This window comes from Microcoleus sp. CAWBG640, assembly GCF_020883015.1.
Classification (GTDB): Bacteria; Cyanobacteriota; Cyanobacteriia; order Cyanobacteriales; family Microcoleaceae; genus Microcoleus; species Microcoleus anatoxicus.
Genome location: NZ_JAHRFC010000006.1, coordinates 85547 through 110105 on the forward strand (window position 1 = coordinate 85547; position 24559 = coordinate 110105).

Below are 24559 nucleotides of genomic sequence, written 5' to 3' on the forward strand. Positions count from 1 at the left end.
TTTAGTGCATCACTCGGTGGCTCTAAGGAGCTGAAACTCTCTGAGGATATGACTTTCAAGATATAAATGATTTAATTATATTCTCAATAATTGTGCATTATTGAAAATAAATAATATTTTTTAAATTTCAAAACTGATCAAATCCTATCCCCCTATCCCCCCAGGGCTGTTTCATTCTCTGTAGGGGCAAACCCCCCGTGGTTGCCCCGATATTTGAAACACCGATTCCATCGTCCGTGGAGGGGGCGGGCACGGGGGCACCGCCCCTACAAAACCCTGGAATAAAACTTAAAAAAATGTGATAAAAAGTCACATCGGCGTGAAGATTATGAATCCAATTAATCAAACATCAAAGCTTAAGTTTTTAGTCAAAATTTGCGATCGAGGCTAAGCTTGAACCAATAGGACAATCTAGCCGATATTAAACAAATGCTTTATTCATTTAAACCAAACTCGAAAACCAAAGTCCGCGTTTTCAAACAATTAGCAGCGGCGGTTTCGGCTGCTCTAGCTTTGGGCGCAACAACCAGTTTAAAACCCACGCCAGTATTAGCTGCTAGCGATATCCCCCCTGCAAGTCAAATTTCGACTCAGCTAGCAGCCAAACCTCAGATACTATTGAAGCAGCTACCTCAAACCACTGTTGCTGTGCAGACAGTGCGGATGGACTTATTCGGCTCAATTGTGCCAATTGCGATCGGTGGTGCGATCATTATTTGCATACCATTATTTTTTGGTGGATTAGTCGTAATTGGCGATCGCGAAGTGGGCATTGTCAGTAAAAAGTTTAGCTTCGGCGGCAAGGCTTTACCACCCGGAGATTTAATTGCCCTAAACGGAGAAGCGGGATATCAAGCTGATACTTTACCTCCCGGTTGGCACTGGGGTTATTGGCCTTTGCAATACAATGTTCGCAAAGAATCCTTAACAGTGGTTCCCCAAGGTGAAATTGCCTTAATTATCGCAGCAGGTGGTCAGTCTATTCCGCCCCAGCGCATCCTTGGTAAAATCACAGAATGCGACAATTTTCAAGATGCTCGAAAATTCCTAAAGAGCGGTGGCGAAAAAGGTAGACAACTGGGAATTTTAACCGGAGGTAGCTATCGAATTAATACAGCATTATTTACTATAATTACCGCAGCCAATGCACAAAAACATGGGATGACAGCAGAACATTTAAAGCTGTACAAAATTGCACCAGATAAAGTGGGAATAGTCACAACCTATGACGGAATTCCCATTCAAGATGGTGAAATTGCGGGCGCGATTATTCCGAATCATGATAATTTCCAAAATGCACAGAAGTTCATCATTGGTGGAGGAAGGCGCGGCTTGCAGGAGCAGGTTTTGCTCTCCGGTTCGTGGAACTTAAATCCTTGGTTTGTCGGGGTGGAACAAGTGGCAATGACTGAAATCCCGATCGGCTATGTGGGCGCAGTTATTTCCTATGTCGGTAAAACCTCAGAAGATATCAGTGGTGCTGCTTTCACCCACGGCAATTTGGTGGAAGTTGGCAATAAAGGCGTGTGGATAACTCCACTTTATCCGGGCAAACATCCGCTAAATACGCGCATTTTGAAGGTAGAATTAGTACCGACTACAAATATTGTTTTGAATTGGTCTAGCAAAACAGAAAGACACAGTTACGACTCTCAACTTTCATCTTTAACTGTACGTTCTCAAGATGGTTTTGCCTTTGATTTAGAAGTAGCTCAGATTATTCATGTGGGAGCCTTGGATGCTCCGAAAGTCATCTCTCGTGTGGGTTCGATGCAGAATTTAGTTGACCATGTTTTGCAGCCGACAATTGGGAATTATTTCCGCAATTCGGCTCAAGCTTATTCTGTGTTAGATTTTCTCTCTGCAAGAAGCGGCAGACAAGCGGAAGCGGCCGAGTATATCAAAGCGGCTTTGCGTACCTATGATGTGCAAGCAATTGATACTTTGATTGGGGATATTTTACCACCCGCAGAGTTGATGCAAACTCAAACCGATCGCAAAATTGCGGAAGAACAATGTAAGACTTATGAGGTGCAGCAATTGGCGCAAACTCAGCGGCAACAATTGGTGCGGGAAACGGCGCTGGCTGAGATTCAGCAAGAGATGGTGAAATCGGAACAAGGTGTGAAGATTTCTGAGTTGAAAGCGAATTCTCAGGTGAAACAAGCTCAAGGTGAAGCTGAGTCGATTCGGGTGAAGGGAAATGCTCAAGCTTCGGCTTATCACGCTGGTGTTGTGGCTTTGGGGGGTTCTGGTTATACGGCTTTGCAGTTAATGCAAATTATAGGCGATCACCATGTGCGAGTTGTACCTGATGTTGCGGTAAGCGGTAATGGTAGCGGTGGTGGTTTGGTGGATGGTTTGCTGGGAATGATGATGTGGAATCAAACTAGCAAAAATGGTGAAAATGGTGGGGAATTACCTGTAGTTAAGTTGCAGAAATCTGAGCCTGCTGTTTTGGAACCTGCGGCAAATTTACCAGTGGCAAAAGTGCCTTCGGTGAAGCCTTCAAAGTCGGCGACTCCTGCGCCAGTTGCGAAGTCTGAGGCTGATATTGATTCGCTGTTTGATGAATTGCCCTTTGACGATCGATCTTTTAGTTAGGCTGTATAGTTTGTAGGATAGAATACTCAGATACCCTGACTTATTTAAGAAGTCAGGGTATCTAATTATCTCGATCGATAATATCTTTACTTTTCACTCCAAGCACTGATAAACTCTATTTGATTTTGCATTCCTGCCGCTGATTTGGCAGAAATTAGACTCAAAAGGCGACGCATTTGTTCTCCCACTGAATAATTTTGCTGTCCTAAAATAATTCCTGTATGAGAATCTCCTCTTTCTAGCCAATTGGTATGGATTCTATAAAAATCCCTAATGTTGAAACTATAAATTACCCTTTGATTGGTAAAAGCCCAAATTAATTGCTCTTCATCGCTGCGAGATAACATCCCTGTTTCGGCAACTGTAATGACATCTACACCACGACTTTGTAAAGCTTGCAATAGTTTTTTACTTCGTGAATCTTCATCTAAGTAAAGACGAATTTGGCTCATGCTTTCTCCTGCATTTTTAGCTGATTTAATGCTGCCAAACGTTCATATTCTGCTTGTTCAGCCACTAAATCTGCTTCTATTTCTGCTCGATTTGCGTGATAATAAGTCAGTGCAGCATAAACCTGAGCTAAGGTGAGATGATCCAAATCCGCTGCTATTTCCTCAGCACTATTACCTTGTTTGTATAAGACTACGATTCGCTGTACCGATGTGGCAGTACCTGCAATAATAGGGATGCCACCGCGAAGGTGCGGATCGCGGATAATCAAAGTGCCAATATCAGTTAAAGTTGGCATAGGTGAATCAGGGGTTGAAAATTAGAATTCAAGTATAGCATAAATATATTAAATTTTTGAGCTATAATCAAAGCTATAATTGTAGGGAATCAGGTTATACTAAATCAGTAACTAACTTGCAATCAGATATGACTGCGGTAACTATCCTGCCTGTAATTAATACCAACGGTGAGAAATCCTATCGTGCTATTGCGGGCGATCGGCAATCTGTCGGTCAAACAGCGGGTCAAGCTTTAGATGCTTTGACTGCTTTGTTAGGCGAAACGGACTTCAGCGCATTAATAGTCATTCAAAGGTTTAATCCTGACGAATTATTTACTATCCAACAACAAAAAAAATTATCAGAATTAATGAATTTGTGGCGTACAGCGCGCGATCGAGGACAAACTCTTTCTCCCCAACAACAAGCGGAATTAGAAAGTCTTGTCGAAACTGAACTTCAAGCTGCTACTATTCGGACAGCAGTTCTCGTACAATAATTGAGCTGATGAATCCTAACTACAATTTAGTAGCAGATCGTGCTGCTCATCGTTGCGAATATTGCCGCGCACCTGAAATCGTATTTAACTTTCCTTTCGAGATTGAACATATTGTTCCACTTTATCGAGGCGGTAATAATGAGACTTCAAACTTAGCATTAGCTTGTCGCTCTTGCAATCTGCGGAAAGGAACTAATACAAGCGGAATTGATTCTACATCTAATACAGAAGTTTCGCTGTTTCACCCAAGAGAAAATAGGTGGGAAGAGAATTTTCAAGTGCAAGCTGAGTCAGGTGCGATCGCAGGAATGACACCAGTAGGTAGAGTAACAGTTACAGCTTTGGGAATGAATTCTCAAGCACAGTTAATAGCGCGACAATTATGGATTCGTTTAGGTTTATTTCCCTAGCTTTGCGGATCGCGGGTAATCAAAGTGCCAATATCAGTTAAAGTTGGCATAGGTGAATCTGGGGTTAAAAATTAGACTTTAATTATAGCATAAATTTATGATTATTGAATTTTGCAGATTTAATTTATGACATATTTTGCTCTACTACCGTGCTTCTACATACTCACAGAGAGTAGTTGGTTGGGGAATGGGTAAACCCTCCTCTCGCAACCCTTCTAAGTGAAATTCGATCGCTTCTTTAATTTGCTGCTGTACTTCCGCAAGGGTAGCGCCTGTGGCTGCACATCCGGGTAAATCTGGCACATAAGCTGAATAGTTATTGGGTGTTTTTTCAATGACAATGGCATAACGCATCATTTAGTCTCGACTTTAGAGTTGATTAGGACTTACACACTGACCAAAGAAACCGGGTTTTCATATTAAACCTATAATCCACAATTTTCAAGCTTCTGAAAAAACTTATCTAAAAATAGTATTTCTTTGATTCTTTGGCGCCAATAATATTCATTATCAGAAAGTAGTTCCTGTCGAGCCTTTAACGTAGCAAAAGGATGTGGGTCTAGATGTCTACATAAATCCTCAAAAACCCTCTTATTTGTACCAAAATCCACTAAAAATATATAAGTTTTACCGCCGAGAATCATTAGGGTATCACCTGATGTATAAAAACGGCCTTTGAAGCAAGGTAGATGACCTACTGGCGCTCCCAGAGTAAAATTTACATCTTCATAACATAACGCATACTTACCATCTACCCATCCTAAAGAATGAGCGAAATCAATAATATTTGCATCTACTCTTTCCCAGATTGATTTTTGTACACTAAACCCAAAGCGACCATTACTATATTTCAGCCAAAGTCGATCTATGGTATGGAAATCGGGACAGGGTAAGTCGAGCATTAATCCCATAGCACAATAATTCTCTGTTTTTCCCCCCATTATCTGCACTTGAGTTTCCCAATTCGCCTCTTTCCACTTCCCCGCCGCCAATAAATCTCGCAGACGAGTATAGTCAACACCCCGCGCTGATTTAAGCTGTACCGAAACACCCGCAACCGTTGACGGAATCGGTTCCCGGAGATAACTCAACCAATCTTTCATCGACTGCGGCCGCTTTTGCGGATCGGATGCCATTCCTTTTTCTATTGCTAAACTCACCCAATCTTTCACCCCAAAATTTTTCACAGGTGGCAATGCTTCATTTCTAAAATGCCGATTGAGGGAAGCTGTTGGCACTTTTCCAGTTACTGCATAATATAAAGATGCAGCTAAAGCATAAATATCAACCGTTGGTTTGCCACTACCTTCCATATGCTGTTCCCAAGGAGCAAAAGCAGGGTTATGAGGATGTCTGCTACTAATAATAGTTGGCATTAATTCACTTGCCAGGCCAAAATCAATTAATACTGCTTGCCCGTTCGGACGTAACATAATATTACCCGGATGGGCATCTCGATGGACTATTCCGGCTTGGTGAACATCACTTAATGCTTCTCCAATTTGGCGGATAATTGCCACTGCTTCCGTATCCGGGAGTCTGCCTTGTTGCCGTACTGTATTATATAAACTTTCCCCGACTATTAAATCCATTACCAAACAGTGAAGGCCTGCTTCCTCAAACAAATCGCTAATGCGGACAATTCCAGGATGGACGTTTTGGCAAAATTTTGCTAAGATTTGCCCTTCGCGGATAAATCTGCGGACAAAGTTGGCGTATTCAGGGTCATTTTGCAAACTCAGATTCGGCGTTTTGAGGACAACTTGATAGTTAAGTTGCAAGTGTGTGGCCTTGTAAGTCATGCCAAATCCCCCCATTCCCAGGATGGTGTCGATGCGGAGAGGGCGAGTTTTGAGGATTTGTCCGGGCGTCCACAGCATGGCAGGTTGTTTGAATTCTCTTTAATTACTAATTATGATAAACTGTCTCACCTTTAAAAAGCAATGAAAAGGAAGCATTCTCAGGATTGACGCACTCCGATTCAAGAAACCGGGTTTTTAGAGAATTTATCGGTGACAATGCGTATAGCAATCCTAAATCATTTGCGTGATTCTTGTAGGGGCAATCCCCCCGTGGTTGCCCGATTCATCCGGGGTAGGCACGCACCGTCCACTACCCCTACAAATTTTGTGAATCATTTAGGATTGCTATACAAACAAAAATATGGTTTTAAATTCAAGCAGTTTTTTTAACTGGATGCAGCGGAAAGAAAACAGCCGGCGAGACGCTGAAAAACTTTGCAAGTTTTTGTATGTGTTCGGTTGTAAGTTGGCGCTTTTCACGCAGGATATCAGAGACAATAGACTCTGTTTTGAAAATAGGAACTAGGTCTTTTTGTCTCAGTTCAAAATCTTCAATTAAAGCCTTTAAAAGTTCTACTCCATAAATGTCAGGTATGGGTTCTAAAGTTTGCTCATACTCATAAACAAGCATTCCTAGTAGATGAAGGTAATCGCGTTCGTCTGGAGTCAGTTCGCCTTTATCCAACAAAGAGTCGATCGCAGTTTGAGTCGCAATTAATTCCTCCTGAGTAGTTATGGGTCGGGGAGGAAATGTTTTGAGTAGTTCGATATAAGTGCTAGAATTTTTAATTTTACTATTTAATATAGCATTTCTAGGGTAAATTAGGTACTTTTGGGAATCGCGAATCGGGTATTGGGCCTCGGACATAGTTTTTTCCTTCTTCCTTCTTCCTTCTTCCTTCTTCCTTCTTCCTTCTTCTTTGTACCGATCGCAGTACAATAGATTAATATTGCATAGGAAGGACTCCACTGATGTCAGAACCGTTTTCTACTGAGATTAGCGATCGCATCTGCACCCACATGAACGAAGATCATGCTAGTGCTGTAGTGATTTATGCTCAAGCATTTGGCAACAAACCGGATGCAACCGAAGCTCAAATGCTGGCGATTGATGCAACTGGCATGGATTTAACCGCTCAAGTCAATGGCGAAACTTTCCCAGTCAGAGTGAATTTTGAGCGCACTTTGAAAGATGCCGAAGATGCTCACCACACTCTGATTGAAATGCTGAAACAAGCTCGAAAAGTTGCCCCATAGCCAATAGTCTCCTCTTCTGTTATAATTTCAAGGTTCCTAGTCCAGATTTTAGTTCTTTTTCAAAATTTTATCATGACTAAAATCTCGACTACGAACCTTATTTTTAATCTCACTCTAACACTTTAAGATCTTAAATAAAATGACAGAAAATTACCTCCAACTAAAAGCAGGTGATGCCATTAAGGGCGATCGCCACAACCCTTTCGAGGCACTGGTAAAACGACTAGATTTGATGATTCGCGCCCACTATTCGCTGCTATATATTGTAGGCGCGGAAGAAGAACCTGTGGAAGCAGTAATTAGTGAAGTAGCGCTGCAAGTAACTCCCGCGCGCCGGGTGTTGTTCTGGGATATCGTGCGGGGCTGGGAAGATAACGGTTCCGCCAAAGGTTCGGTGATGGCGGCGCTCGATCGCATTGGCAAAACTGCTGTAGAAGAATATACCATATTTGTGTTGCGGGACTTGCACCCAATTTTGAAATATCCCTACACCGAAAAAAATGTGCCGGTAGTCCGAGAATTACGCAATTTAACGCGGGAATTGAAGCGCAGCAAAAAAACTATTGTTCTGACTTCTCCCGCCCTGGAATTACCAGAAGAATTGCAGGAAGAAGTGACAGTAATTGATTTCCCGTTGCCCAATGTTCAGGAAATCGATCGTTTAATTTCTCACCTAGTGTCTCAGCCAGAACAGTTGCAAGTTACTGGTTTAGGAAGGGAACAGTTAGTTAAAGCTTGTCAAGGTTTGAGTCGCGCCCGGATTGGGCGGGTTTTAACTAAAGCGTTGGCGGCCAAACAGGAGATTAATGAGTCAGATATTGATGGAGTTTTAGAAGAGAAACAGCAAGCCATTCGCCAAACGGGAATTTTGGAGTTTGTCAATTCCAGAGAATCTCTCAAAAATGTGGGCGGATTGGAAAATTTGAAGCAGTGGGTAAAGATGCGACACGATGCTTTTACTGAGGAAGCGCGCAGCTATGGCATACCAAATCCCAAGGGCGTTTTGTTAGTGGGAATTCAAGGTACTGGCAAATCTTTATCAGCCAAAACAATCGCCTCGGAATGGCGTTTGCCACTGTTGCGGTTGGATACTGGGAGATTGTTTGGTGGCAGGGTCGGGGATAGCGAAAGTCGGGTTAGACAGATGATAGAATTGGTAGAGGCGATCGCCCCTTGCGTTTTGTGGATCGATGAAATAGATAATGCTTTCGGCAATATTGTTAGCGGCGATGGCGATTCGGTAACATCGCGTCTGGTATTGGGTAGTTTGATTACTTGGATGCAGGAAAAAACCAGTCCGGTGTTTATTGTCGCAACTGCAAATAATGTGCGGATTTTGCCCGCCCAGTTGCTGAGAAAGGGCAGGTTTGACGAGATTTTCTGTTTGCATTTGCCTTCAGAATTGGAGCGGCAAGATATTTTTCAAGTCCATTTACAGCGGTTGCGATCGACTATTTGGCGAGAGTTTGATTTGGGGATTTTGGCTAAGCGGACTGAGAATTTTAGTGGTGCAGAAATTGAGCAAGTTGTAATCGATGGATTGTATCGAGCTTTTGGGACTTTTGTCAACTGCCAGCGGCGAGATTTGACGACTGAGGATATGTTGAAGTCGATCGAGGAGACAGTACCTCTAGCTACCATCGCGCGATCGCAAATCGAAGATTTGAAGCGTTGGGCTGCGGAAATAGGGGCGAGAACAGCTTCTAATCATACTTAATTAGTTGATGAATTGAAGCCCTCTAGTCAGCCGGGGAGAAGGGATGGATTCGATGGTGATTAAGTCAAGTATGCTATAATTAAAAAGTTAATCCTAATTTTTATGACGCGATTTATTCACGATCGTTTTGCGAAAGAATACCTGGAAGAACTTCTGTCACCCATTGGAACAGTCAATATCGGCAGAGATGTAACTTCCGAAGTCCGAGAAATTGATGTTTACTTCACTCCCATCACCCAAAATCCAGAATACTTAAAAAGTCTGGGATTGTTGGGAAAAATGGCAAGCACAACTGCTATTATTGAACCGTTTCGGAATCCGGCCAACGTCAGCGAAATTTGTAGCTGTCTAGGCAAGTTATTGGATGTGCGAGGTGAATTAGAACGACAATCTAGAAGAGAAAATACTCGCCTTGATGATTCTCAGTTACCCAAACTGTGGATTTTGATGCCCACAGCATCAAAAGCATTGGTGGATAGCTTTAATGCCAAGCCAGACATAGAGAATTGGATGGAGGGAATCTATTTTTTTGGCGAGTCTTTGCGAACTGCCATTGTGGCTATTCACCAGTTGCCAGAAACTCCAGAAACCTTGTGGTTAAGGATTTTGGGCAAAGGTAAAGTGCAGCAAAGGGCGATCGCTCAATTGAGCGCTTTAGCAACGGACGATCCGTTGCGGATGATAGCGCTAGAATTATTGTATCGGTTACAGTCAAATTTAGTAACTGATATCCCACAGGAATTAGAGCCAGAAGAGCGGGAGTTAATTATGGCTATTGCACCACTTTTTCAGCAACAAATAGAAGCAGCACAGCAAAAAGCTAGAGAAGAAGGGCTAGAACAAGGGCTAGAACAAGGGCTAGAACAAGGGCTAGAACAAGGGCTAGAACGAGGGCTAGAACGAGGGCTAGAACAAGGACTAGAACAAGGGCTAGAACGAGGTAGACAAGAACAACAGCGCTTAATCTTAGAAAATTTTCTGCAAGTCAGGTTTGGAGAATTAAACCCAAAAATGACGGTTTTTCTAGCTCCCATATCAAAGTTGTCTGCGACGGATTTTACTGTGTTGTTACTGGCAATATCGATGCTAACAGTCGATGAATCAGGGCGGGAATCAGCGGTGAAATTATTAGCTGAAAGTGTCTTGAAAATTAGTTCAACTGAATTGGGCGATCTTTTGCTGATCGCCATCACTAATTTATTGGCATTGTCTGTAGCAGAATTGGCACTATTTGTAGAGCAACTGCCGCAGTTATCGGCTGATGAATTGAGGGAAAGATTGGGCAAGATACCTGATTAATCTCAAACCTGTTTGAGTAGTCGTCAAGGGCGATCGCACTTTCTCAGTCCAAGGGCGATCGCTCTTTACCGAACCAACCCAGGCGGATACCACGCCCATCGACAGATTAACATCATCGTTACATTTCGTTATTATAAGGAAACAGAGAGAAAAAACTCTCCCCCATAATATCAGAGGTAGCCATTATGAATGGTACATTTCGCGTCGGCAACCTGTTTGGAATTCCCTTTTACATCAACGCATCTTGGTTTTTAGTCCTGGGCTTAGTAACGTGGCAGTATGGTGGCGCACTAGCTGTTCTGTTTCCTACCTTGGGCCCCCTAGCGCCCTGGATGCTGGGATTATTCACAGCATTGCTGTTATTTGCTTCGGTGTTAGCCCATGAATTGGGACATAGTTGGGTTGCTATCAAACAGGGAATTGGCGTGAAATCCATATCGCTATTTCTGTTTGGTGGATTGGCTAGTTTGGAAAGAGAATCCAAAACTCCGGCCCAGGCTTTTTGGGTGGCGATCGCAGGCCCGTTAGTTAGTCTATTATTATCGGGTTTGTTAGCAGCGATCGGCATTGGTGCTAGTCTCACAGGCCCCGCAGCGGCTATCGTCCAACTTTTAGCTTCCATCAACTTAGCTTTAGCTCTATTTAACCTGATTCCTGGTTTGCCCCTAGATGGTGGTAACATCCTCAAAGCGATTGTCTGGAAAATTACAGGGAACCCTTACAAAGGTGTCATTTTTGCTAGCCGTGTGGGTCAAATCATTGGTTGGATCGCCATTGCTACAGGAATATTTGGCAACATCTGGAATTTAGTAATCGGTTGGTTTTTGTTGCAAAATGCTGGTCAATCTGCACAATCTGCCACAGTTCAAAATCAACTGGCGGGGCTGACAGCGGCAGATGCTGTTACTCCAGGAAGCCCGATCGTCTCAGAAAACTTATCTCTGAGAGAATTTGCCAATAACTACGTCATCGGTAATCCTCAAAACTGGCGTCGCTATCTGGTAACAGATGATGCGGGACAATTGGTAGGTGCGATCGAACTTGACGAGCTCAAAACAATTCCTACGGGTAACTGGCCTTCGGTTCAAGTGAAAGAACTCCTCAAGCCGATCGAATTTTCCGCCACCGTCGAACCAGAACAATCCCTCCTAGAAGTCGTCACTCTCTTTGAACAACTCAAAGTCCAAGAACTCCCTGTGATTCGCGGCAACGGTGTTCTCGTCGGACTGGTAGAAAAAGCTGAAATTGCCCGACTCTTGCAAAGACGAACTGCGGCCAACCCAGCTTAATAAGTGAGCCTCAATTACTCCCCCTAGGGACACGGCACTCCCGTTTCCCTACTACACTTTATCCACCTCTGCGAGGTTGTATACGCGGAAAAACCTCGCTGTTCCAATTGGATCTAGCGAGGGAGAAAATAGCTAATTTCGGATCTGATAAATGGTGGCAGTGGCTGTTGTCGAGCCATTGCCATCTCTAGCTATCCTGTTTTAGAGTCACAGATTTAGCCACACAGAAATATTTCAGAGCAAAACCTCTGCTTGAACTCCAATCAACCAGTCCCAGCAAGTCAAATCAAAAAGTAAGTGCTTAAGCTACTTCTTCTTCTTGATCGATTTGGCGCAGGTGAATGTGCTTGCGTCCCAAAGAGATTTCAAATTCATCTCCTGGTTGGAGTTCCATCTGTTTGGTGTAAGCTGCTCCAATCAGTAAGTTCCCGTTAGATTGAACGCTAATCCGATAGCTAGCCGAGCGTCCGCCCCGTCCATTTCCGTTTTGCTTACCATCTAGCTGAATGCCCTCTGCATCAATCAGAGCATTCAAGAATTTCATCATGTTGACCCGTTCTACTCCATTTTTGGTAACGGTGTAGTAGCCACAGGCTCTTGCTTTTTCTTCTTTGGTAAGGTTCTCTAGGTCTTTAACCTTTTTGATCAGACCTTCGCCTTCAAGGGGTTCGATACTTTTCTTTTTAACCATCTACTGAGTCCTGAAATATTCAACTGGTGTACGGTTTTTTTCTCGGTTGATTTTTGATTTGGCCAAGAAACTTTAGCTTTATAGCTGGTCGTAAAACCATATTACACCGATTGGCTCGATTGTTAACCACTATTATCTAAATATTTTTAACAATGTGCAGTCTTTCTTGAGGAGTAGCTGTCGATTGCGAGCAATCTCTAAACTCTGTAGCATAAGCTATCAGCTATCAGCTAGCTGAATATATGCCCCACATCTTAAAATCCGATGAAGTTAACTGCACGCGGACACTACAGTGTCAAAGCTCTACTGGATCTAAGTTTGCAACCTGGGTTCGGGCCGACATCGGTAAAATCGATAGCTAAACGACAGGAGTTACCGGCTCCCTATCTCGAAAAATTGCTAATTGAAATGCGACGAGCAGGTTTAGTGCAATCAGTTCGCGGTTCACAAGGAGGCTACAAATTGGCCCGCGAACCAGCTCAAATCTCTCTAGGACAAATCTTAGAGGCTGTAGGGGAAACTATTGAACCTTTACGTCGCCATTCTCCTGATGCTTGCCTTGCAGAGGACTGGGTAACATTCAGTTTGTGGAACCAACTGCACAAAAAACTGGTGCTGGCGCTGTACAGTATTTCTCTGGAAGACTTATACTATGATGCCCGAAGTTGGCAAGCTGCTCTTGGCGAAGAAACTAGCTTTATCATTTAGATGCTAAGGAATCAGGAATCATGACAATTCAATAAAATCAATGGTTTGGGCAATTAAAAACGCCCTAACTACCAAGAATGTTAAGATCGGTTCAAAAATAAGATTGCCAGTAAATATGGATCTGACACTTGTTATCTACGAAGGTGGCTGTCATTGCGGTGCTGTCCGCTTCCGAGTCGGGGTGGAAAAACACGAAGCTGTTGATTGTAACTGTTCTATCTGTCACAAGAAGGGGTTTTTGCACCTAATTGTACCACCGGAACATTTTACGTTGCTAAGCGGCGAAGATGTTTTGACAACCTATACGTTTAATACGGGCATTGCCAAACATATTTTTTGCCGGATTTGTGGTATTCATCCGTTTTATCGCCCCCGATCGCATCCCGATCAATTTGATGTCAATGTCCGCTGTCTTGACTTCGATGCAGTTGCTCAATTTCGGATCGTACCGTTTGACGGCGTTAATTGGGAGCAGAACGTACACCTGCTGCGGGACGAAAATAATCTCTGAACTTAAAACCGTATCTATATAATGATGTCGGATGAATTTGCTGTTTTGATTTTAGCTGCTGTATTAGATTACTCCATCGGCGATCCTTGGGGTTGGCCGCATCCTGTACAGGCTATGGGTTGGGTCATTGACCGCTATACTCGACTGGTCTTTAATATCTGGAATAATCCCCCAGGTACAAAACCGAACTTGGGCGATAGTCCCCCAAGCGATCGCCCTAAACTGTTGCTTCGCGCTGCGGGTACAATACTAGCGATCGGGTTGATTGTAGGCAGTTATACTGTCAGTTGGTCGATGGTGCAAGCTGCTAGTTGGGTGCATCCTCTTTTGGGGATTGCTTTACAGACCATTTTACTCGCAAGCTGTTTTGCAGGTAGGAGTTTGAGGGCTGCTGCGGAGGATGTGCTGGCACCTCTAAATCTAGGAGATTTAGTCAAGGCGCGAGAAAGGTTGAGTCTTTATGTCGGTCGGGATACTGAAAACTTATCAGAGCCAGAAATTCTGCGAGCATTGTTAGAAACTGTAACAGAGAATGCCGTGGATGGGGTGAGTGCTCCCCTATTTTATGCCTTAGTTGGGTTCGCTATCCCACATCTATATCTATTATTAAGTGTTAGGGATTTGCCGATCGCGGATTACTCCATGTCAATGAGCACCATCGTCCCCTTGGCGATCGCTTATAAAGCAGCCAGTACATTAGATTCTACCGTCGGCTACAAAGAAGCACCCTACACAGATTTAGGATGGTTTAGTGCCAAACTCGAAGATGTCCTGACTTGGATTCCTTGCAGATTAACAGTGATGACTTTAGCTGCGATATCAGGAAAACCCCTGTACATTTGGAGAATTTGTCAAAGAGATGCGGTAAAAGATGCCAGTCCCAATTCCGGTTGGAGCGAATGCGTCTACGCCGCCATCTTGGGAGTGCAACTAGGAGGTACAAATTCCTATCGCGGAGTTGTTAAACACAAACCCCTGTTAGGGGACCCGAATCAACCGATCGCAGTGCACCATATTCACCAAGCATTGCAATTAACTCGGTATTGCTTTCTGATTTGGTTGGGATTATCATTGCTCTTTTATGCTGCCTTCGTTTTTGTCCGCTAACTGTCGATCGACCCACAGCCAAAAATTAGCAACAGCCACCAATGACTAAAATTATTGAAATTTTATCGCCGGATGAAGTGCGACGCACTCTTACCCGCATCGCTTCCCAGATAGTGGAAAAATCGGGAGACCCAAGAGAATTAGTCTTGTTAGGTATTCATACTAGAGGCGTACCTTTAGCTCAAATTCTGGCGGCTCAAATTGAAGTCCTCGAACAAGTCAAAGTATCCGTCGGTGCTCTGGATATTACGTTTTACCGAGATGATTTGGATCGAGTGGCGATGCGGACACCAGCCAAAACCGAAATTCCCTTCGATTTGACAGGCAAAACTGTTGTATTGATAGATGACGTTATATATAAAGGTAGAACGATTCGAGCAGCTTTGAATGCCGTAAATGATTATGGCAGACCGGAGAAAATTTGGCTAGCAGTGTTAGTCGATCGCGGACACCGAGAAGTACCGATTCAGCCGGATTTCACGGGTAAAAAGTTGCCCACAGCCAAGGAAGAACAAGTTAAGGTATACGTTCAAGAAATTGATGGGCGCGACGGAGTGGAGTTAATTAAAGGTTGATATGCGATCGACCCGTTGCTGAGCGCCAACAGACACAAAGTGATAGGAGACGGCAGAAACCTGGTTTCTCAGACCCCTGGTCTAACGGAAACGGTAACTCTTGCCCAAACCTGAGTGAGCGAAGTCGAAGTATTGTCAAAATCGGCAGTGCAGGAGTTGAACCTGCCTGAGGCGAATTATGAGTTCGCTGCCTAAACCGCTCGGCCAACTGCCGTTAGATCGCTTGGTGCGATCGAACTTAAAATGAATTATAACATAATTTCCCAGTCCGTGTTAAAACTAGAGAACAAAAATCACAATCTTCGATCTGCAACGCCCGATCGCCATCAGCCCGAAGTTGGAGTCGATCGGTCAAACAAAGCAGTTTCTAAGACTTGGCATAGAACTTACAGGTAATGGTACTGAATTCGACGGTAGTGCTGACTCTGATTCTACTGACTATGATGTTGGGAGCTGGTGTGACGAGTTCTGTTTTCGGATTTACTTTAGGTCGGGAAGCGTTGAAAGGAACTACTCAACCAGACGTTCGCCCCAGCAGTAATGCAGGCGGCAAACAGGGAAATCCAGCTAGCAAAGACCAAGTGAGCATTTTGAAAGAAAAAGACATTCTCAAAACCGTCAAAGCACGGATAGAAGGTCGCGATCCTGAGAAAGTAGCGGGTCAAGGGAATACCAAAACAGACAAGGCTAGCTCTAAAACAGCTACAGCCAAAAAACCAGCCACTGAGAAAAATCCCAGCACCAAGTTTCCCATGAACAGTCGCGACGGGGGAATCACCCTAGAAGTGAGTGCGGCAAATCAGCGAGGTAACTCCATGCTGCTAGACGTGAGCATGAAGAACGAAGGCTCCCAAGCTGTAAAGTTTTTATACAGTTTCTTGAGCGTCACTGATAACAAGGGCCAGCCCCTAAGTGCGACGGCCGAGGATTTGCCTGGGGAACTGCCCCCCAACGGGCAGGTGTTTTACGGCACGATTAGTATTCCCACAACTTTACTGGAAAATACTAAAGAAATTTCGCTGACGCTGACAGATTATCCAGCTCAAAAACTTCAGTTGCAAATAGCGGGCATTCCAGTGCCGAAGTGAATTAACTTACAGCGCGGGGAATTCCCCCGCTATACCTGGTACTCCAGGTGAGCGGTGAGTAGTTCAATATTTGGAAAATATTTGCAGATCCTTGCCCCTGTTGTGTTCGTGTTAGGGGGATTGTCAACAATTTTAGCTTGCTATGGAGGAGGTCAAACCGACCGACTGGTTCTCAGGCTCAGCCGAGAAAGTGGTTCTAGGCAGAGCTGTATCACTCCCACAGGCCTGGGTCAGGAGAGTGTAGGAGATGGCTGAGTTGCCTGCTATGACTTGGACAGAGGTGCTGTCACGGTTGCTATCAGTGCTGCTGCTGATAGCGATCAATGCTTTTTTTGTGGCGGCTGAGTTTTCGATGGTAACGGTGCGTCGTTCGCGGATTAATCAGTTAGTTGAGGCGGGGGATGTTCCGGCTCTGACGGTTCAATCTTTGATCCAAAGTATTGAGCGATTGCTCTCAACTATGCAGTTGGGAATCACTCTTTCTAGTTTAGCTCTCGGCTGGATTGGGGAAGATACGATCGCCGTGCTGATCCGAGCTTCCATCCACTTTTTGCCACTGCCAACTTATATCAAGGAATCCATCGCCCATTCTTTTAGCATATCCATAGTCACTTTTTTTCTGCTGGCTTATCTACAAATCGTACTCGGCGAACTGGTGCCGAAATCTGTAGCCTTACTTTATTCCGAACAATTAGCAAGAGGCCTAGGCACTCCCAGTTTACAGATTGCTCGTTTATTCAATCCATTTGTTTCCTTGCTCAATAAATCGACTCGATCGCTCTTGCAGCTTGCGGGCATTGAATACGATGTCACCCATCGGCCAGTGACTCCCGAAGAACTACAATTAATTATCGCTACTTCCACAGAGTCAAGCGGCTTGCAAGCAGAAGAACGAGAATTGCTCAACAACGTATTTGAGTTTGGGGAAGTGTGGGTACAAGAAGTGATGGTGCCAAGGCCAAGTATTGTCGCGCTTCCCAAGACTGCTACTTTTCAAACTTTGCTCTCGGAAATTACGATTTCCAACCATTCTAGGTATCCGATTACAGGAGATTCCTTCGATGATATTATCGGGGTGATAGACTTCAAACAACTTGCTAAACCCCTAGCCGAAGGTTTGTTATCACCAGACACGCCAATTGTAACGTGGATGCGTCCGGTGAGGTTTGTGCCGGAGATGATGCTGTTGGGAGAATTGCTACCTTTGATGCAGGGTTCCTCGGAAGAAATTGCGATCGTCGTCGATGAATTTGGCGGCATTTCCGGGTTAGTGACGCTGCGGGATTTGATTGCAGAAATTATCGGCCGCAGTTACGAATCGCAAGATAGTAAAGAAATAGCTTTGCAAGTATTGAACGATCGCACTTTTTTGGTGCAAGCGCAGTTAAATGTAGATGATGTGAATCAAATATTGAATTTGGATTTGCCAGTAACTGACGAATATCAAACCATTGGAGGTTTTTTGAGCTATCAGTTGCAAAGAATGCCGGCGGTGGGGGAAGTGTGGCGCAGCGAAAATGTGGAACTCGCGGTGGTTTCTGTATGCGGGCCGCGGTTAGATCAAATTCAAATTCAGTTGTTGGAAGAGGCTACGGGCGATCGAGCTTTGAGTGAAGTTGCAGCAGTGGATGGGGAAGTTGTGAGGAAAGGGCGATCGAATAGCGGGTTGAGAGGTGTGGCGAAAGCTCATAGTTCAGAATCTTTTAGTTAATAGTCCGGACAGTTTTTAGATAAACGCCTGAAACCGTCATTCTATCGTTGGCGATCGCGGCGAACTTGGAACCCCAAACCCGCATTCTACCGTTGCCTATTAAAAAGTGTCCGAAGTATTGAAAATAAACTAACAATCAATAAACCACAAAGAAACCGGGTTTTTTGCTGCTTCTGCCATCTGTAATTTATTCTCGCAAAAAAACCAGGTTTCTCACCACCCGCTGCGATGCTTAGAAACCGGGTTTTTACCGTTTCGGCGGGCGGCAGCGAAGAGACTCGAAACAACCCGGTTTCTGACTATCATGTGTAAGTCATATTTAAGCGTAAGGCACCGGATCTTGCAATCCCAATTCCTCAAAAGCCGCCAGCCGCAATCGACAAGAATCGCAAACGCCACAGGCATTTTCGCCACCAGCATAGCAAGACCAAGTTTGCTCCCAAGGCACTCCTAATTTGTTGCCTAATTGAATAATTTCGGTTTTTTTAAGTTCAATCAAAGGTGTTATAATCTTAATAGCTTCTCCTTCCCTTCCCTGCTTGGTTCCTAACCGAAATACTTCCTGCATGGCTTGGATGTAATCGAGGCGACAGTCGGGATAGCCGGAATAATCTAAAGCGTTCACACCGATATAAATTCGCTGAGCTCCTAGGGTTTCGGCGTAGGCGAGGGCAAAGCTGAGAAAAATGGTATTTCTAGCAGGAACGTAGGTAATCGGGATGTTTTGGGACATTTCTGTGAGAGTGCGATCGATCGGCAATTCCATCTGATTATCCGTCAGCGCCGAACCTCCCCACAGTGTCAAATCAAAGTTGACTATCTGATGTGCTTTAACACCTGCCGCAAGTGCGATCGCCCTTGCTGATTCCAACTCCCGCCGATGTCTTTGCTGGTAGTCAAAGGAAATCGCGTAACATTCGCAGCCGTCGGCTTTGGCTTGATATAAAACAGTTGAGGAATCCAGTCCTCCCGACAATAAAATAACTGCTTTCATTTAAAATAACCTCCATTAAATTAGCCTTTACATTTATATCAAATTAGTTGTGAATTGACAAGATTACAGCGATGGATTTTAACGAACCGCGAAGACGCGAAGGAAGAGAAGAGAAGAGAAATAGTTGACAGTTGATGTGAGGATTGTTATAAGTTTAATTTGCTAGCAAGTCGTCTAGTTCGCGGTAATCTGGTAAGGTTGTATCTATTTTAATGCCTTGTCGCAACACTGTGCGATCGCGCTGGGACCTAGATAATAATTCGCTGTAATTCCTGGCTTTAAACAAAATCAAATCTGCTGGTAAACCTACTGCTATTCTCCCCAATTTAGGCAATCCCATTAAATCTGCCGGAGTCTTTGTCACCGCACGGGGCCAATCTCCATAGGGTCTATCTAAGTGAGCGATTCGGACTGCCATATTGAAGACTTCTAAAACATCGTGGTCGCCAAATCCATAAAAGGGATCGCGACAGTTGTCGCTAGCAAAAGCAACGGGAATTCCTGCTGTTTTGAGTTCGTGCACCAGCGTCACTCCCCGCCAGCGGGGTGTCCGCTTGGATTGTCTGTCTTGGAGATAAAGATTGCACATTGGTAAGCTGACAATGCCAATATTAGCTTCCTTGACTAAGGTGATAGTTTCTGTTACTAATTCTGGGGGTTGGACGGCTAAACTACAGCAGTGTCCGCAGATGATTTTACCTGGGAATTGATGGCGGATGGCTGTTTTGGCTACTTGTCGTAATGTTACTGATTCTGGGTCGTCATTTTCATCGGTGTGGAAATCGAGGTTTAAGCCTCGTTCTTGGGCGAGGTCAAAAACTCGATCTAGTTGTTTGTCTAGGTCTGGATTTATATAGGCAACACCGCCTAAAATACCGCCGATTTCTGCCATTTTATCGGCTAATTTTTCCCCGGCTGGTGTTAGTAAATATTCCAGGGAGACTAGGGAAACTGCTTGCAACATTAGCCGATCGCCCCATTGTGTCCGCAACTCTTCAAATGCTGCTAAGCTAAAGTTTCCCTGTTCGCCTCCGCTGTCGATATGGGTGCGAATGGCTTTGGTGCCGTGGGCGTAGCTGCACTTAATCCCGAACTCCATCCGCCGATAAATATCTTCTGGGTTCCAGTTTTTTTGAGTGTCAGCGCCCACTGTCAAGATTGCTTTGGCAAATGTGCCATCGGGATTGGGTGCTCTTTCCCAAATATGACCTTTGTCTAAATGGGTGTGTATATCGACGAAGCAAGGCCAAACTAGACCTCCTCGACAATCTACCACTGGGATATCTGCAACTTCTGATAAAGGTTGCTTACCGGAGGGGGTAATTTTGGCGATCGCCCCAGCGCTAATTTCCACATCCACTATACACAAACCCTCGCCAGTCTCTGTGACTGCGACTGGATCGGACTTGAGTGCGATCGATGGAATCTCCAACAGAGACATCGGCACGCAAGCATTTTTTAGAAAATAATTAGATGTACTTGGCAACATTCAATCTATGAGTTAATATTTATTGATAATTTAGTGCTATCATTTGTAACTATAGCAACTATTTCAGGAGTTGTAAACCTCTATAATTTTCCGGTTTATCTGTTTGTTAATTTTTCAGCACCCTCTGTATTTGGCTGTATTTTTCTGCCCAAAAATCAGCCAAAAGTTAGATAAAATTACTAGATAAACTAAGATAAAGTATGTACCTTAATTATTGGCAGTTTAGCGGAGAGCGCTGAAGCACAAATGAAAAATCTTTAATTTTTGAGAAAATTTCCCTAGTCAATCGATTTTAGATTTTAGCAGCATCCATAACCAGAGCCAGAAAAACTGTGTCAACACCCAAGGATATATTTTTAAGTTCCCACCCCAAGATATCTCCCAGAAAACCTCTTCCTATTTATTGGGGAGAAATCGATCCGCTGAAACGAGGGCCGGTGATTGCTAGTCTCAGCAAATCCTCTCACCGCAATGCGATCGGCACTCACTCCGGTTCCTACTCTGTCTATCGGGCGCTAGCTGTAGCCAAGGGGGCACTCCAAGCAAATCACCGCCCCGATTTTACTAACACGTCTCCCACCGCCGACATCGGACCCCACCCCAGTTGGGGTGATGCTAACTTGATTGTTTCTCTCGATCCTTTTGGCGCTTTGGTTAGCGAAATTTACACCTCGTTTTATCAGCAGGGATACGATATTCGACCGACAATTGCAGTGACAAAAGCTCACATTAATCTGCCCGAACTTCAAGATGCTATTGCCCAAAAGCGGGTACTCATTGATGGCAAAATTGTGAAAGCTGGCGGAAATTTGGCAGTCACCAAAATCGCGATCGATCCGGTGTGGCATTTGCCGGGAATTGCCCATCGGATTGGTGTGGAAGAAACAGTTCTCCGCCGTGTGCTGTTTCAGCAAACAGGGGGAATGTTTTCCGACTTAGTGAAGCGACCAGAATTGCAGGTTTTTTTGCCGCCGATTGGGGGAACTACAGTTTATATTATTGGGGATGTAGCTAATATTTCTGACCCACAGAAGCAGTTAGCGGTACGAGTACATGACGAGTGTAACGGTTCAGATGTTTTTGGTTCTGATATTTGTACTTGTCGTCCTTATTTGGTACACGGAATTGAGATGTGTATCCAAACAGCACAAGCAGGGGGATCGGGGGTAATTCTTTACTTTCGCAAGGAGGGCAGAGCTTTGGGTGAAGTAACTAAGTTTTTGGTGTACAATGCGAGAAAAAGGCAAACAGGAGGCGATCGCCCTGATGAGTATTTTACTCGCACTGAATGTGTTGCTGGAGTTCAAGATATGCGCTTTCAAGAACTAATGCCAGATGTTTTGCACTGGTTGGGAATTTCTCGGATTGACAGTTTAGTTTCGATGAGCGATCTCAAATACAATGCCATTGTCAATTCTGGCATTCAAGTAGTCGATCGCATCCCCATTCCAGAAGATCGGATTCCCGCAGATGCACAAGTCGAAATCATCGCTAAAAAAGCTGCTGGCTACTACACTCCATCGGGAGTACCAGATGCTAAAATCCTCGCAGAAACTAAAGGACGAGATTTGGAAGATTGAAGTGAGATCGAGCGCGATTCATCGCGTCTTGGTCAAATCAAATTCATTGCTATTTTTTTTTGAGCGATCAAGGCAGGTTATGGCTAATTTACGTTCTACTGTGATAGTAAAAACAGATATTTGCGGATATACCGTCAGAGTAAAAAAATTATCTCAGTCGGAATTAAGTAGCTTGTTGAACGAACACAAAACTTTTATTTTAGATATTAGCACCAGAAATGAAGGCAGTTTGATTAAAGGAGAAGGTGATTCATTTTGGCTGATTTTTCCTAGTGTCACAGCCGCAGCTATGGCCGCCATAGAAATGCAGCAAGAATTGAGAGCACAACAATCTAGCAAATCCAATGACGAACGATTGGCGATTCGCGTCTCAATTACTTTAGGAGATGTTTTGCACCAAGATAAAGATATCTTTGGTGATACAGTAAATTTAACAGCTCGCATAGAATCTGTTACTCCCCAGGATGAAATATATTTATCCCAAGCAGCTTGGTTAGCCCTCAATAAAGCAGAAGTGCAAACATCCTTCGTCAATGAGTTTTCTTTGAAAGGGATGAGCGAACCTGAAAGAGTCTACAAAGTTGACCAAAGTCATAAGACGCGAATTGTAGAAAATCAAGCCATCATCAAAGCTGATTTGAGAGGTTTTATTGCCTATCAAGAATCTAATTCTATCAAAGATGTAGAATATTTACTCACCAATTTTGATGCCTTTGAAAAAACAATTTGCGAAGAATACGGTGGCACAATTCGGAGTATAGTTGGCGATTCACACCTGCTCACTTTCCCCGAATCTCACTCAGCCCTGGCTGCCATGGAAAGTTTGTGTAAAAATTGGAAAATCTTTATCGATTCCCATCAAATACCTTGTGGGTTGTCGGTGGGAATTGCTAAGGGAAATTTGTATATATTTCGGTCTTGTACCTACGGTAAAGATATTAACATAGCTGACAGACTGGAAGATTTAAGCAAAATAGTTTCTCCGAAATATGATAAAAATTCGGTGATAGTTTCTGAAAGAATCAAACGGGAAGTGAGCGGTTCTAAGTGGGAATATCAATTGATTAAAATAGATAAAAATGTTATATTAGATAATATTTTAGATTATAGTCAGTTTGACTTTTTTAAAGAAAATGATGTTTACCGTTTCCTAGTTATATGAACTTGAATAGTAAAGAGTTAGAAACCGTGGAATATCTGAGGACACCTGCTGCTATTCGCCACAAGTGCGATCGGCTGTTTAATTTAGCCTCCGAAGATAAACTCCCCCATTTCCGCATCGATTTAACCAAACTCGACCAAGCCGCCAATTATGTGATGGAGACAACTAGGGAACAGTATCCCGATTTCCAGATACCCTTTCACAGTCGCTGGCGGCATTTTGAAGTGGGAAACCAGCCCCGACTCGCTCAATTAGATCTAGCAATAGCACAATTTACACTCCTGGAAAAGACTCAAATCAAATTTGACTTAGCAATTATCAGTGTGTTGCTTGATGCCGGTGCGGGTGCAGATTGGCACTATTGCGAAGCCGAAACAGGACTGATTTACCGCCGTTCCGAAGGCTTAGCCGTAGCCACTTTTCGGATGTTTTGTCAAGGTTTTTTTTCCAGCAATCCCGATTTTCCGTGGCAAGCTGATGCTCTAGGACTTTCTGAATTAACCTTAGAAACCTTAGCGACTGGATTTCAAGTAAGTCGAGAAAATCCGCTAGTTGGTTTAGGGGGTAGATTAGAATTGTTGCAGCGTTTGGGAAAGGCGATTTGCCAACATCCATTATTGTTTGGCCCAGAAAACCCGCGCCCTGGCAATTTGGCAAAATACTTGCTAGATACTCACTCTTGTGGATTCAAAACTATCAAGGCCCAGGAAGTTTTGAGCGCTGTTTTGACAGGATTTGGGGAAATTTGGCCTGGGAGATATGTAATTGGAGGTGTGAATTTAGGCGATGTTTGGCCACATCCGGCTCTGTTGGGAGAATATCAGCACTCTGAATTTGTGCCGTTTCACAAACTTTCCCAGTGGTTAACTTACTCTCTGTTGGAACCGCTACAAGAGCTTGGTTTAGAAGTCGTGGAATTAGATGAGTTAACGGGATTGTCTGAGTATCGCAACGGCGGTTTTTGTTTGGATATTGGGCTATTGCAGGCAAAAGATTTAGGGATTTTTAGCGAGAGTTATTTACCGGGTTCGGAGGTGATAGTAGAATGGCGATCGCTCACTGTGCATCTGTTAGATCAAATTGCCACAGCTATTCGAGAAAAGCTGGATTTGAGTGCGACTGATTTGCCGCTGGTGAAGATTTTGCAAGGAGGAACTTGGGGCGCGGGGCGGAAAATCGCCGGAGAATTGAGGGCTGGTGGAGTGCCGCCAATTCAGATAACCAGCGACGGGACAGTGTTTTGAATCGAAAAAATCCCATCGACTCCACTTGCACTCGTACAGTATGGATAAAACCATTAGCACCAAAGTGGAGCCGAAAAAGTATTTTCTGGCGAGC

24 protein-coding genes and 1 tRNA gene are annotated in these 24559 nt (G+C 44.0%); 16 read left to right on the forward strand and 9 right to left on the reverse strand.

All coding sequences use genetic code 11. The annotated features are described in order from the left end of the window. Positions 1-429: 429 nt before the first annotated feature. On the forward strand, positions 430-2604 hold the full coding sequence (locus AAFP11_RS05185) for a flotillin family protein (protein WP_341736055.1): 2175 nt from the start codon (positions 430-432) through the stop codon (positions 2602-2604). Between the two features lie 86 nt (positions 2605-2690). Here the strand turns inward: AAFP11_RS05185 and AAFP11_RS05190 are convergent, their stop codons facing one another. Both AAFP11_RS05190 and AAFP11_RS05195 read right to left on the reverse strand, forming a co-directional pair. Beyond that, positions 2691-3056: a DUF5615 family PIN-like protein gene (locus tag AAFP11_RS05190; protein ID WP_341736056.1), complete on the reverse strand. Its 366-nt coding sequence runs from the start codon at positions 3054-3056 to the stop codon at positions 2691-2693. Then, a complete protein-coding gene (locus AAFP11_RS05195; protein ID WP_341736057.1) occupies positions 3053-3352 on the reverse strand; it encodes a DUF433 domain-containing protein in 300 nt (99 codons plus the stop codon). Before AAFP11_RS05195 ends, AAFP11_RS05190 begins: the two co-directional genes overlap by 4 nt. 128 nt (positions 3353-3480) lie before the next feature. Between AAFP11_RS05195 and AAFP11_RS05200 the strand changes: the two genes are divergently transcribed. After that, positions 3481-3831 (forward strand): hypothetical protein, encoded by a 351-nt coding sequence (locus tag AAFP11_RS05200; RefSeq protein ID WP_341736058.1) that lies wholly within the window; start codon positions 3481-3483, stop codon positions 3829-3831. A gap of 8 nt (positions 3832-3839) precedes the next feature. Further along, entirely contained in the window at positions 3840-4241 is a 402-nt protein-coding gene (locus AAFP11_RS05205; RefSeq protein WP_341736059.1) for an HNH endonuclease, read from the forward strand. 144 nt (positions 4242-4385) lie between these two features. On the opposite strand, the gene AAFP11_RS05210 is transcribed toward AAFP11_RS05205, so the two are convergent. The 3 genes from AAFP11_RS05210 to AAFP11_RS05220 form a co-directional block, all read right to left on the reverse strand. Further along, complete coding sequence (locus AAFP11_RS05210) at positions 4386-4595, reverse strand: type II toxin-antitoxin system HicB family antitoxin (RefSeq protein ID WP_341736115.1); 210 nt, start codon at positions 4593-4595, stop codon at positions 4386-4388. Between the two features lie 71 nt (positions 4596-4666). After that, positions 4667-6121: a serine/threonine-protein kinase gene (locus AAFP11_RS05215; protein ID WP_341736060.1), complete on the reverse strand. Its 1455-nt coding sequence runs from the start codon at positions 6119-6121 to the stop codon at positions 4667-4669. A gap of 295 nt (positions 6122-6416) precedes the next feature. Beyond that, a complete protein-coding gene (locus AAFP11_RS05220) occupies positions 6417-6911 on the reverse strand; it encodes a transcriptional regulator (protein WP_341736061.1) in 495 nt (164 codons plus the stop codon). A 104-nt stretch (positions 6912-7015) separates the two neighbouring features. Here AAFP11_RS05220 and AAFP11_RS05225 point away from each other — a divergent pair, with 104 nt between their 5' ends. The 4 genes from AAFP11_RS05225 (at position 7016) to AAFP11_RS05240 (ending at position 11605) form a co-directional block, all read left to right on the forward strand. After that, positions 7016-7300 (forward strand): DUF2470 domain-containing protein, encoded by a 285-nt coding sequence (locus tag AAFP11_RS05225; RefSeq protein WP_341736062.1) that lies wholly within the window; start codon positions 7016-7018, stop codon positions 7298-7300. A 139-nt stretch (positions 7301-7439) separates the two neighbouring features. Next, entirely contained in the window at positions 7440-9017 is a 1578-nt protein-coding gene (locus AAFP11_RS05230) for an AAA family ATPase (protein ID WP_341736063.1), read from the forward strand. Between the two features lie 102 nt (positions 9018-9119). Beyond that, a complete protein-coding gene (locus AAFP11_RS05235) occupies positions 9120-10316 on the forward strand; it encodes a flagellar assembly protein H (protein WP_341736064.1) in 1197 nt (398 codons plus the stop codon). 185 nt (positions 10317-10501) lie between these two features. After that, the gene (locus tag AAFP11_RS05240) at positions 10502-11605 is read left to right on the forward strand and encodes a site-2 protease family protein (RefSeq protein WP_341736065.1); all 1104 of its coding nucleotides are present in this window, start codon (positions 10502-10504) and stop codon (positions 11603-11605) included. A 301-nt stretch (positions 11606-11906) separates the two neighbouring features. On the opposite strand, the gene AAFP11_RS05245 is transcribed toward AAFP11_RS05240, so the two are convergent. Further along, entirely contained in the window at positions 11907-12296 is a 390-nt protein-coding gene (locus AAFP11_RS05245; RefSeq protein WP_096832251.1) for an AbrB family transcriptional regulator, read from the reverse strand. 264 nt (positions 12297-12560) lie between these two features. On the opposite strand from AAFP11_RS05245, the gene AAFP11_RS05250 reads away from it, so the two are divergent. From AAFP11_RS05250 to pyrR, 4 genes are all read left to right on the forward strand, one after another. Further along, on the forward strand, positions 12561-13004 hold the full coding sequence (locus tag AAFP11_RS05250; protein WP_341736066.1) for an Rrf2 family transcriptional regulator: 444 nt from the start codon (positions 12561-12563) through the stop codon (positions 13002-13004). A 115-nt stretch (positions 13005-13119) separates the two neighbouring features. Next, a complete protein-coding gene (locus tag AAFP11_RS05255) occupies positions 13120-13515 on the forward strand; it encodes a GFA family protein (protein WP_341736067.1) in 396 nt (131 codons plus the stop codon). A gap of 21 nt (positions 13516-13536) precedes the next feature. Further along, positions 13537-14622 carry an adenosylcobinamide-phosphate synthase CbiB gene (cbiB, locus tag AAFP11_RS05260; protein ID WP_341736068.1) on the forward strand — a complete coding sequence of 362 codons (1086 nt, stop codon included), beginning with the start codon at positions 13537-13539 and terminating at the stop codon, positions 14620-14622. A 41-nt stretch (positions 14623-14663) separates the two neighbouring features. Next, a complete protein-coding gene (gene pyrR / locus AAFP11_RS05265; protein ID WP_341736069.1) occupies positions 14664-15197 on the forward strand; it encodes a bifunctional pyr operon transcriptional regulator/uracil phosphoribosyltransferase PyrR in 534 nt (177 codons plus the stop codon). Positions 15198-15338: 141 nt separating this feature from the next. Here pyrR and AAFP11_RS05270 read toward each other — a convergent pair. After that, positions 15339-15411: transfer RNA gene (locus tag AAFP11_RS05270), tRNA-Ile, on the reverse strand. A gap of 181 nt (positions 15412-15592) precedes the next feature. On the opposite strand from AAFP11_RS05270, the gene AAFP11_RS05275 reads away from it, so the two are divergent. Then, positions 15593-16285 (forward strand): hypothetical protein, encoded by a 693-nt coding sequence (locus tag AAFP11_RS05275; RefSeq protein WP_341736070.1) that lies wholly within the window; start codon positions 15593-15595, stop codon positions 16283-16285. A gap of 247 nt (positions 16286-16532) precedes the next feature. Further along, positions 16533-17996, forward strand: a complete 1464-nt coding sequence (locus AAFP11_RS05280) for a hemolysin family protein (RefSeq protein ID WP_341736071.1) — start codon at positions 16533-16535, stop codon at positions 17994-17996. 319 nt (positions 17997-18315) lie between these two features. Here the strand turns inward: AAFP11_RS05280 and queC are convergent, their stop codons facing one another. Both queC and AAFP11_RS05290 read right to left on the reverse strand, forming a co-directional pair. Then, entirely contained in the window at positions 18316-18990 is a 675-nt protein-coding gene (queC, locus tag AAFP11_RS05285; RefSeq protein WP_341736072.1) for a 7-cyano-7-deazaguanine synthase QueC, read from the reverse strand. A gap of 154 nt (positions 18991-19144) precedes the next feature. Next, positions 19145-20479 carry a cytosine deaminase gene (locus AAFP11_RS05290; protein WP_341736073.1) on the reverse strand — a complete coding sequence of 445 codons (1335 nt, stop codon included), beginning with the start codon at positions 20477-20479 and terminating at the stop codon, positions 19145-19147. Positions 20480-20811: 332 nt separating this feature from the next. Here AAFP11_RS05290 and AAFP11_RS05295 point away from each other — a divergent pair, with 332 nt between their 5' ends. The 3 genes from AAFP11_RS05295 (at position 20812) to AAFP11_RS05305 (ending at position 24465) form a co-directional block, all read left to right on the forward strand. Beyond that, on the forward strand, positions 20812-22059 hold the full coding sequence (locus AAFP11_RS05295; protein WP_341736074.1) for a GTP cyclohydrolase II: 1248 nt from the start codon (positions 20812-20814) through the stop codon (positions 22057-22059). A gap of 79 nt (positions 22060-22138) precedes the next feature. Then, positions 22139-23221, forward strand: a complete 1083-nt coding sequence (locus tag AAFP11_RS05300; protein ID WP_341736075.1) for an adenylate/guanylate cyclase domain-containing protein — start codon at positions 22139-22141, stop codon at positions 23219-23221. After that, positions 23218-24465, forward strand: a complete 1248-nt coding sequence (locus AAFP11_RS05305; RefSeq protein ID WP_341736076.1) for a URC4/urg3 family protein — start codon at positions 23218-23220, stop codon at positions 24463-24465. The genes AAFP11_RS05300 and AAFP11_RS05305 overlap by 4 nt, the downstream gene beginning before the upstream one ends. The last annotated feature ends 94 nt before the right edge of the window (positions 24466-24559 follow it).

Bases quoted from the DNA above. Each gene is read 5' to 3' on its own strand.
- AAFP11_RS05195 (WP_341736057.1), bottom strand. From the start codon at position 3,352: ATGCCAACTTTAACTGATATTGGCACTTTGATTATCCGCGATCCGCAC.
- AAFP11_RS05215 (WP_341736060.1), bottom strand. From the start codon at position 6,121: ATGCTGTGGACGCCCGGACAAATCCTCAAAACTCGCCCTCTCCGCATC.
- AAFP11_RS05240 (WP_341736065.1), top strand. From the start codon at position 10,502: ATGAATGGTACATTTCGCGTCGGCAACCTGTTTGGAATTCCCTTTTAC.
- AAFP11_RS05230 (WP_341736063.1), top strand. From the start codon at position 7,440: ATGACAGAAAATTACCTCCAACTAAAAGCAGGTGATGCCATTAAGGGC.
- AAFP11_RS05190 (WP_341736056.1), bottom strand. From the start codon at position 3,056: ATGAGCCAAATTCGTCTTTACTTAGATGAAGATTCACGAAGTAAAAAA.
- AAFP11_RS05210 (WP_341736115.1), bottom strand. From the start codon at position 4,595: ATGCGTTATGCCATTGTCATTGAAAAAACACCCAATAACTATTCAGCT.
- AAFP11_RS05290 (WP_341736073.1), bottom strand. From the start codon at position 20,479: ATGTTGCCAAGTACATCTAATTATTTTCTAAAAAATGCTTGCGTGCCG.
- AAFP11_RS05305 (WP_341736076.1), top strand. From the start codon at position 23,218: ATGAACTTGAATAGTAAAGAGTTAGAAACCGTGGAATATCTGAGGACA.
- AAFP11_RS05280 (WP_341736071.1), top strand. From the start codon at position 16,533: ATGGCTGAGTTGCCTGCTATGACTTGGACAGAGGTGCTGTCACGGTTG.
- AAFP11_RS05250 (WP_341736066.1), top strand. From the start codon at position 12,561: ATGAAGTTAACTGCACGCGGACACTACAGTGTCAAAGCTCTACTGGAT.
- AAFP11_RS05245 (WP_096832251.1), bottom strand. From the start codon at position 12,296: ATGGTTAAAAAGAAAAGTATCGAACCCCTTGAAGGCGAAGGTCTGATC.
- pyrR (WP_341736069.1), top strand. From the start codon at position 14,664: ATGACTAAAATTATTGAAATTTTATCGCCGGATGAAGTGCGACGCACT.
- AAFP11_RS05225 (WP_341736062.1), top strand. From the start codon at position 7,016: ATGTCAGAACCGTTTTCTACTGAGATTAGCGATCGCATCTGCACCCAC.
- AAFP11_RS05205 (WP_341736059.1), top strand. From the start codon at position 3,840: ATGAATCCTAACTACAATTTAGTAGCAGATCGTGCTGCTCATCGTTGC.
- AAFP11_RS05255 (WP_341736067.1), top strand. From the start codon at position 13,120: ATGGATCTGACACTTGTTATCTACGAAGGTGGCTGTCATTGCGGTGCT.
- AAFP11_RS05300 (WP_341736075.1), top strand. From the start codon at position 22,139: ATGGCTAATTTACGTTCTACTGTGATAGTAAAAACAGATATTTGCGGA.
- AAFP11_RS05235 (WP_341736064.1), top strand. From the start codon at position 9,120: ATGACGCGATTTATTCACGATCGTTTTGCGAAAGAATACCTGGAAGAA.
- AAFP11_RS05275 (WP_341736070.1), top strand. From the start codon at position 15,593: ATGGTACTGAATTCGACGGTAGTGCTGACTCTGATTCTACTGACTATG.
- AAFP11_RS05220 (WP_341736061.1), bottom strand. From the start codon at position 6,911: ATGTCCGAGGCCCAATACCCGATTCGCGATTCCCAAAAGTACCTAATT.
- AAFP11_RS05200 (WP_341736058.1), top strand. From the start codon at position 3,481: ATGACTGCGGTAACTATCCTGCCTGTAATTAATACCAACGGTGAGAAA.
- cbiB (WP_341736068.1), top strand. From the start codon at position 13,537: ATGATGTCGGATGAATTTGCTGTTTTGATTTTAGCTGCTGTATTAGAT.
- queC (WP_341736072.1), bottom strand. From the start codon at position 18,990: ATGAAAGCAGTTATTTTATTGTCGGGAGGACTGGATTCCTCAACTGTT.
- AAFP11_RS05185 (WP_341736055.1), top strand. From the start codon at position 430: ATGCTTTATTCATTTAAACCAAACTCGAAAACCAAAGTCCGCGTTTTC.